Here is a 7,885-nt window from a genome sequence, read left to right on the forward strand (position 1 = left end):
CGGCGACGACGGACGTCGTCCTGCACGCCCCCGTCACGATCTCGGTCGTGCTGCTCGCGGTCGGCCTGGCCGTCGTCGGCGGGCTGCTCGCCGGCGCCGTGGGCGGGTGGCGCGCGTCGCGGCTGCGCCCAGCCGAGGCGCTGAGGAGCGTCGCGTGACCGGGGCGGCCGCGGAGCCGACCGCCACCGACGTCCGCGCCACCGCCCTGCCGGCACCCGCCGGACCCACCGACCCGACCACCGCCTCCGGAGGCACCACGCCCATGTACACGCTCATCGCCGTCACCAAGACCTACTCGCAGGGGAAGAAGAGCGTCACGGCCCTCGACGGGGTCGACCTCGAGATCCCCGCGGGCCAGATGGTCGCGATCCAGGGCCCGACCGGAGGCGGCAAGTCGACCCTGCTGCAGATGCTCGGCGCGCTGGACCGGCCGACGAGCGGCACGGTGAGGCTCGGCGACTCCGACCTCTCGGCGGCGGGCGACCGCGCGCTGGCGGCGGTACGGGCCCGCGACGTCGGCTTCGTGTTCCAGGGCTTCAACCTGATCCCGACGCTGACGGCCGCGGAGAACGTCGAGACGGCGTTCGCGGACGACTCGGTGCCCCGCCCCGAGCGACGGACGAGGGCGAAGGAGGCGCTGGCCTCGGTCGGGCTCGCGGAGCGGGCCGACCACCTGCCGGGCGAGCTCAGCGGCGGCCAGCAGCAGAGGGTCGCCATCGCGCGTGCGCTGGTCAAGGAGCCGACCGTGCTGCTGGCGGACGAGCCGACGGGGTCGCTCGACGAGGCGACCCGGGACGAGATCATGGACCTGCTCGAGGGCGTCTGGCGCGACCGCGGGCTGACCCTCGTCATCGTGACGCACGACTCGGCCGTGGCCCGGCGGGCCGAGCGGCGCCTGCGCATCGCCGGCGGCAAGGTCGCTGAGCTGTTGCCGACGGCCTGACGTCCGAGCCCGAGGGCGGGACCCGGCTGGGCGCCGGGGCCCGCCCTCGCCGGCTCCCCTCGTGGGCGCTCAGCCGCGCGGGTAGTCCACGCAGGCGAAGCGAGCCGAGTCGGGTGCCCAGCACGGCACGTTGATCGTGCCCTGGCCTCCGAGCAGCCGCAGCACGTCGTGCGGCTGCTCCCCCGGCGTCGGCAGCCCGTCGGTGCCGAGCGGCAGGGTGCGGAGCACGACGTCGCGGTCCTCGGGGTGGCCGAGCGTGCCCGTCGGGTAGCCGAGCCAGAGCAGGGTCGCCCCGTCGGGCGAGACGTGCGGGAACCAGTTCACGAGCTCGTCGTCGGTGACCTGCACGAGCTCGCCGCCGTCGGGCCGGGCGCGGAACAGCTGCGCGTGGCCCGCCACGCCGCCCGACGCCCGCTCCGAGTTGAACCAGACGTGTCGACCGTCCGGCGAGAACTCCGCACCGTCGTCGGGGTGGCCGTCCGCGGTCACGGAGGTCGGAGCGCCGTCGGCCACCGAGACCAGCACGACGTTCGTCTGCCAGCCGGCCCGCGCCTCCTCGTCGTCCGGGTCGACTGCCGCCTCGGGCAGGGCGCCGACGATCACGCTGAGCGTCGCGCCGTCGGGCGAGACGCCGTGCAGGTAGTTCTTGTGGTTCCGGCCGGCAGGGTGCTCGCGCGTGACGCGGCGTGCCTCGCCGCCGGGCGCGACGCCGTCCCAGGGCACCTCGTACAGGTGGCCGTCGCGCGAGCTGACGAACACGCTGCCCTGATCGGGCGCGATCACGTGGTCGTTGTTGATCTCGGGCACGTCGCCCATGGGCACGGGCACCAGGGCCGCCTCGTCGACGCCCCGCGCCTCGGCGGGCAGCCGCCAGAGCAGCCCGTCGGCGTTGACGACGAGCCAGCGGCCGTCGGGGCTCCAGTTGGGCGCCTCGACGAGGACGCTCGAGCTCTCGAGGGCGACCTCGACCTCTCTGGTCGCGGGGTCGACGACGAGCACGCGGCTCGACTGTCCGGGCTGGAGGGTGCGGGGCACGGGGTTCTCCCTGTTCGTGGGCGGGCGGCTACTGGTTCGAGAAGGCGGCGTCGAAGGAGGCGGTCGGCCGGGGCCAGAGCAGCGAGCGCACGTGGGCCAGCGCCTCGGGCGCCCCGTGCAGCCGGTCCATGCCGGCGTCCTCCCACTCGATCGAGATCGGGCCTGCGTAGCCGACGGCGTCGAGGGTGCGGAACGCCGACTCCCAGTCGACGTCGCCGTGCCCGGTCGAGACGAAGTCCCAGCCGCGACGAGGGTCGCCCCAGGGCAGGTGCGAACCGAGCACCCCGGCGCGGCCGCTGCTCGGCCGGACACGCGTGTCCTTGCAGTCGACGTGGTAGATCCGGTCGGCGAAGTCGACGATGAACCCGATCGTGTCGACGCCCTGCCAGAGCATGTGCGACGGGTCCCAGTTGAAGCCGAAGGCCTCGCGGTGCTCGATCGCGTCGAGGGCGCGGACGCTCGTCCAGTGGTCGTAGGCGATCTCGGAGGGGTGCACCTCGTGGGCGAACCGCACGCCCTCGCCGTCGAAGACGTCGAGGATGGGGTTCCAGCGGGCGGCGAAGTCCTCGTAGCCGGCGTCGATGACGCTCTCGGGCACGGGCGGGAACATCGCCACGTACGGCCAGATCTTCGATCCGGTGAACCCGACGACCGTGTCGACTCCCATCCGCCGGGCGACCCTGGCCGCCCGCTTCATGTCCTCGGCCGCACGCTGACGGACGCCCTCGGGCTCGCCGTCGCCCCACGTGCTCGGACGCACGATCGCCTGGTGCCGGAAGTCGATCGGGTCGTCGCAGACGGCCTGGCCCGTGAGGTGGTTCGAGATGGCCCAGACGCCGAGGCCGTGCCGCTCGAGCACGTCGAGCCGGCCGCGGAGGTACGCGTCGTCCTCGTCGGCGCGCTCGAGGTCGAGGTGGTCGCCCGACGCGGCGATCTCGAGGCCGTCGTAGCCCCAGCCCGCGGCGAGCGCCGCCACCTCCTCGAGCGGCAGGTCGGCCCACTGGCCGGTGAACAGCGTGACGGGGTGCGAGCTCTCGCCCATGTCGGCCTCTCTCGTCGTCGGTGCGTCGGCGCGCGGCGCAGCTCCATCCTGGTCCACTCCGTGGCGCTCCACGGGGCGGTCGTCCGCGGGGCGGTCGTCCGCGGGGCGGTCGTTCACGAGGGGACGTCCACCCAGCGCCGCTCGGCGGCGGCGAGCAGGACGCTCTCGGTGACGACGACGGCGCGGCGGCCGTCCTCGAAGGTCGGCAGCCCCTCCGGCTGCCCGCCGCGCACGGCGTCGTGCACGTCGCGGACGAACGAGGCGAAGGCGTCGTGGTAGCCCATCGGGTGCCCGGCCGGGAGCGTCGAGAGGCGGGCCGCGTCCGGCACCAGCCGGGCCGCGTCGCGCGAGACGACCTCGGACGCGGCGCGACGCCCGATCCAGAGCCGGTCGGGCTCTTCCTGCGAGAACTCCAGGCTCTCCGCGGTGCCCGCGACGTCGACGAGGAGGCGGTTCTTCCGCCCCGGCGCCACCTGCGACACGAAGAGGGTGCCGATGACGCCGGCGGCCGTCTCGAAGACGACCGCCGCCTCGTCCTCGGTGTCGACCGGGCGTCCGCCGCGTTCGTCGTGGACCCGGTCGACGACGGCCGCGAGGGCGGCCACGCGGTCGCCGAGGACGAACTCGACGAGGTCGACGAGGTGGCTGCCGATGTCGGCGAAGGCGCGCGAGGGGCCGCCCGAGGCCGAGTCGACGCGCCAGTCGACGTCGTCGCGGTCGAGCAGCCAGTCCTGCAGGTAGCTGCCCCGGACGCTGAGCACGCGTCCCGTGACGCCGGCGGCCACCCTGGCCCGCGCCTCCCGCACCATCGGGTGGTACCGGTAGACGAACGGGACCGCGGCGGTCCTGCCTGCCGCCCGGGCTGCCCGCACGAGCTCGTCGGCCTCGGCCGTCGAGGTGGCCAGCGGCTTCTCGCAGACCACGTGCTTGCCGGCCGCCAGGGCGGCGAGGGCGAGACCCGCGTGCACGGCGTTCGGCGTGCAGAGGTGGACGACGTCGACGCCGGGGTCGTCGAGGAGGTCCTGCACGCTGTCGTGGGCGGTCGGCACGCCCAGGGCGGCGGCCGCGAAGGAGGCGCTGGCCGGGCTCGAGGACGCGACCGCGACCACCTGCGCGCCGGCCGCCCGGGCCGCCGCCGTGTGCACCCGGCCCATGAAGCCCCCGCCCACCACCCCGACCCGGAGGGGCGCGACCGAGGCCGCGGCCCGCCGGGTCGGGGCGACGTCCGCGAGGCGAGGCAGCGCCTCCCCCACGTCGGTCACCGCTGCGCCCCCGTCAGGCCAGGCCGGTCGGCGTCACTTGACGGCACCGGAGGACAGACCGGTGATGAGGTGCTTCTGCACGAGCATGAAGCCGATCAGCACGGGCAGCGAGACGACGACCGAGGCCGCCATCAGCTGGTTCCAGTAGACGTCCTGCTGCGACGCGTACGCCCGCAGGCCGATCGACAGGGTCCTGGTGTCCTTGCTCGTGAGCACCGAGGCGAAGAGCACCTCGCCCCAGGCCGTGATGAAGGCGTAGACCGCGACGGCGATGATGCCGGGCTTCGCGACGGGGATGATCACGCGGAACAGGGCGCCGAGGCGACCCGTGCCGTCGATCATCGAGGCCTCCTCGAGTTCTTTCGGGATGGAGGCGAAGTAGCCCGTCAGCATCCAGATCGAGAACGGCAGGCTGAACGTCATGTAGGTGATGATCAGGCCCAGGTAGCTGCCCGTCAGCTGCACCCCGACCGTGCGCTGGATCTGCACGAAGATCAGGAACAGCGGGAGGAGGAACAGGATGCCGGGGAACATCTGGGTCGACAGCACCACGAGGCTGAAGCTGCGCTGTCCACGGAAGCGCAGGCGAGCCAGCGCGTAGGCGGCCAGCACGGCCATCGCCACCGACAGGATCGTCGCCGAGATGGTCACGATCAGGCTGTTCTTGAAGTACGACGCCAGGGGCACCGTCTGCCAGATCTGCACGTAGGGCTCGAGGGTGACGCGCGAGGGGATCCAGGTGAAGAGGCCCTGCACGTCGGCCAGCGGCTTGATCGAGGTCGTGAGCACCACGTACAGCGGGATGATCACGACCAGCGACAGGAACGCCAGCCCGAAGAAGCGGAAGATCTTGAAGCCGCGGGTCTCAATCATTGTCGTTCTGCCCCTTCGGGAGGACCATCCGGATGTAGAACGCCGACGCGATCAGCAGCACGACCAGGAGCATGACGCTCATGGCACCGCCGAGGCCGAAGTTCCAGTTGTTGAAGCTCTGCTGGTAGATCAGCGGCGAGATGAGCGTCGCCTGCTCGGGCGAGGCCGGGCCGAAGAGCACGTAGGGCACGTTGAACTGGTTGAAGATCCAGAGGCTCATGATGAGCAGCAGCACGGCGTTCGCAGGCTTCACCATCGGCAGCGTGATGTTCGTGAACTGCTTCCAGAGGCTGGCACCGTCGAGGCTGGCGGCCTCGTAGACGTCGCCCGGGATGTTCTGCAGCGCCGCGAGCAGCATCAGGAACGCGAAGGGCCAGAACTGCCAGGCGGTCACGATCACGATCGCCCAGAACGAGTTCCCGCCGAGCAGCCAGAAGGGCCTGTCCTGGAGGATCCCGAGGTCGTCGACCAGGAACCGGTTGATGGCCCCGTCTCGCTGGTTGAACATGAAGGCCCAGGCGATGGTGCCGACGTACGAGGGCAGCGCGTAGGGCACGAGGAACAGCGTGCGGAGCAGGCCCCGCCCCTTGAACGAGCTGGTCAGCAGCACGGCGCCGAGCATGCCCATGCTCCACGCGATCGCGACGACGATCACGGTGAAGAGCAGGGTGCGGCCGAGGGCCCCGTAGAGCTGGCCCGCGATGGGCGAGCTCGGGTCGAGGGCCGTGACGAAGTTCTGCAGGCCGACGAAGGGGGCGTTGACCCAGTTGGCGATGCTGAGCTGGTTCAGCGTGATGAACGCGATCCAGATGCCGAGCACCATGGGGACGATGTGGACGAGGAACTCGGCCAGGGCCGCGGGGGCGACCAGGAAGTAGGCGAGCGGCGAGCGGTGCTTCTTGCGCTTCGCGGGCTCGATCGGAGCCTGCTGGTGCGGATCGGGAGCCGACTCTTTCTCGGCGGTGGCGGGGGGCAGAACGTTGACGGTCATGACGGTCCTCTCGGGCGGGGCAGGGGGGCCCGTCCGGCCGACAGCGCTGGCGCTGCCGACCGGACGGGTCCCCGCACGGTGGGACGGGGCTACTGACCCGTGGTCATCTGGCTGTTCGCGTCCTCGAGGGCCGACTTCACGTCGGCCTCGCTGACGGAGCCGCCCTGGGCCGCGGTGGCGAGGAGGTCCTTGATCGCGGTGCCGACCAGGGTCTCCATCTGTCCCTCGGAGGGGTAGAGGGGCATGGGCTGGGCGTGGTCCGCGAGGATCGTCTGCTTCAGCTTGATCACGTCCGTCTGGAACGCGGGGTCGTCGTAGGCGGCGGTGACCACGGGCAGCGAGCCGAACGACTCGTTGAGGTACTTCTGCTCGTCGTCGCTCGTGAGGTGCTTGACGAAGTCGATCGCCGCCTCCTTGTTGCCCGAGTTCTCGAAGACGCTGACGTTGATGCCCGCGACGTGGCTCTGGGTGCCCTCGAGGCCGGTGGCGTCGGCGGTCTCCATCGGCACGGGCGCCGCGGCGTAGTCGGTGAAGTTGCGCGACTTGAGGTTGTCGCCCGGGGCCTGGTCGAAGAACATCGCGGCCTGGCCCTCGGCGAAGGTCGCCGCCATGTCGGAGCCGTTGACGCTCTCGGCGTCGGACGGCGAGACGACCTTGTCGACGGCCATCAGGTCGACCCACTCCTTGACGCCGGCCACGACGCCGTCGTTGCCGAAGTCGGGGTTGCCGTCGCCGTCGTAGAGCTCGCCGCCGTTCTGCAGGCCGCGGACGAACGCCTGGTGGGCGTTGTTCGTGATGCTCGAGCCGGCCATCGTGACGCCCCACTGGTCGATCTGGCCGTCCCCGTCGGTGTCGATCGTCAGCTTCTTGGCGTCCTCGACGAACTCGTCCCACGTGGCGGGCGGCGTGGTGATGCCGGCCGCCTCGAACATGGCGGTGTTGTAGTACAGCGAGTACGACAGGCCGTAGATCGGAACGGAGGTCGGGGCCTGGCCCTCGGCGCCGCCGGTGGCGAAGCTCGACTGGACGAAGCGGTCCTGGCCGCCGATCTCGTCCAGGGCCTCGCCCTCCCAGGGCACGAACGCGCCGCTCGACTGGAGAGACACCGCCCACGTGTTGCCGATGTTGAGCACGTCGGGGCCCTCGCCGCTCGAGACGGCGGTGAGGATGCGGTTGTAGAGGTCGGACCACGGGATGACCTCGAGGTCGACCTCCACCCCCGTCTCCTCCGTGTAGCGGTCGATGGACTCCTGCAGGATCTCGGCGTCTCGCTCGACCGTGGGGGCCTGGTTGCTGGCCCAGTAGGTGATCGTGTCGCTGTCGCCGCTGCCGCCGGAGGCGGAGCAGGCGGTCATCGAGCCTGCCGCGACGACGCCGACGGCGACGGCGGCGACCCAGCGGAACTTCTTCGTGTTCATGTCTTCTCCTGGTTTCTCATCTTCGAGAGGTCTCTTCATCGAGCGGGGGAAGTGCTGTGGTGCTGTGTGGCTGTGGTGCTGTGTGTGGCTGTGTGGCTGTGGTGCTGTGCTGCTGTGGTGCTTCGGGAGGGAAAGTGGAGGGGGGACGCTGTCCCGGTGGCGGGGCGGCCACCTCGTCCACGCCCGCCCCCCCACCGCACACCCCCTTGGGTTACAATTAGTCTTCGGATTACGGTATGCTGTAGGAAGTCTCTTGGGATCGGTGATTGGGTTCGGATTCGGATTTGGTGGTGTTGGATTATTGTCCCTTACGTGAACAGG

At 71.2% G+C, this 7,885-nt stretch carries 7 protein-coding genes; 1 reads left to right on the forward strand and 6 read right to left on the reverse strand.

From position 1 onward, the window contains the following. The first annotated feature begins 262 nt into the window (after positions 1-262). Positions 263-943: an ABC transporter ATP-binding protein gene (locus tag RWM17_RS10120; protein WP_314103295.1), complete on the forward strand. Its 681-nt coding sequence runs from the start codon at positions 263-265 to the stop codon at positions 941-943. A 69-nt stretch (positions 944-1,012) separates the two neighbouring features. On the opposite strand, the gene RWM17_RS10125 is transcribed toward RWM17_RS10120, so the two are convergent. From RWM17_RS10125 to RWM17_RS10150, 6 genes are all read right to left on the reverse strand, one after another. After that, positions 1,013-1,978 (reverse strand): biopolymer transporter Tol, encoded by a 966-nt coding sequence (locus RWM17_RS10125; protein WP_314103286.1) that lies wholly within the window; start codon positions 1,976-1,978, stop codon positions 1,013-1,015. A gap of 28 nt (positions 1,979-2,006) precedes the next feature. Next, positions 2,007-3,020, reverse strand: a complete 1,014-nt coding sequence (locus RWM17_RS10130; protein ID WP_314103288.1) for a sugar phosphate isomerase/epimerase family protein — start codon at positions 3,018-3,020, stop codon at positions 2,007-2,009. Between the two features lie 113 nt (positions 3,021-3,133). Then, a complete protein-coding gene (locus tag RWM17_RS10135) occupies positions 3,134-4,282 on the reverse strand; it encodes a Gfo/Idh/MocA family oxidoreductase (protein WP_314103290.1) in 1,149 nt (382 codons plus the stop codon). A 33-nt stretch (positions 4,283-4,315) separates the two neighbouring features. Continuing rightward, positions 4,316-5,155 carry a carbohydrate ABC transporter permease gene (locus RWM17_RS10140; RefSeq protein ID WP_123546690.1) on the reverse strand — a complete coding sequence of 280 codons (840 nt, stop codon included), beginning with the start codon at positions 5,153-5,155 and terminating at the stop codon, positions 4,316-4,318. Next, positions 5,148-6,146: a sugar ABC transporter permease gene (locus tag RWM17_RS10145; protein WP_314103292.1), complete on the reverse strand. Its 999-nt coding sequence runs from the start codon at positions 6,144-6,146 to the stop codon at positions 5,148-5,150. Before RWM17_RS10145 ends, RWM17_RS10140 begins: the two co-directional genes overlap by 8 nt. Positions 6,147-6,235: 89 nt before the next feature. After that, positions 6,236-7,564 carry a sugar ABC transporter substrate-binding protein gene (locus tag RWM17_RS10150; protein WP_314103293.1) on the reverse strand — a complete coding sequence of 443 codons (1,329 nt, stop codon included), beginning with the start codon at positions 7,562-7,564 and terminating at the stop codon, positions 6,236-6,238. Between the last annotated feature and the right edge of the window lie 321 nt (positions 7,565-7,885).

It is taken from the genome of uncultured Frigoribacterium sp. (assembly GCF_963515265.1).
Taxonomy (GTDB): domain Bacteria; phylum Actinomycetota; class Actinomycetes; order Actinomycetales; family Microbacteriaceae; genus Frigoribacterium.

Bases quoted from the DNA above. Each gene is read 5' to 3' on its own strand.
- RWM17_RS10120 (WP_314103295.1), top strand. From the start codon at position 263: ATGTACACGCTCATCGCCGTCACCAAGACCTACTCGCAGGGGAAGAAG.
- RWM17_RS10130 (WP_314103288.1), bottom strand. From the start codon at position 3,020: ATGGGCGAGAGCTCGCACCCCGTCACGCTGTTCACCGGCCAGTGGGCC.
- RWM17_RS10140 (WP_123546690.1), bottom strand. From the start codon at position 5,155: ATGATTGAGACCCGCGGCTTCAAGATCTTCCGCTTCTTCGGGCTGGCG.
- RWM17_RS10145 (WP_314103292.1), bottom strand. From the start codon at position 6,146: ATGACCGTCAACGTTCTGCCCCCCGCCACCGCCGAGAAAGAGTCGGCT.
- RWM17_RS10150 (WP_314103293.1), bottom strand. From the start codon at position 7,564: ATGAACACGAAGAAGTTCCGCTGGGTCGCCGCCGTCGCCGTCGGCGTC.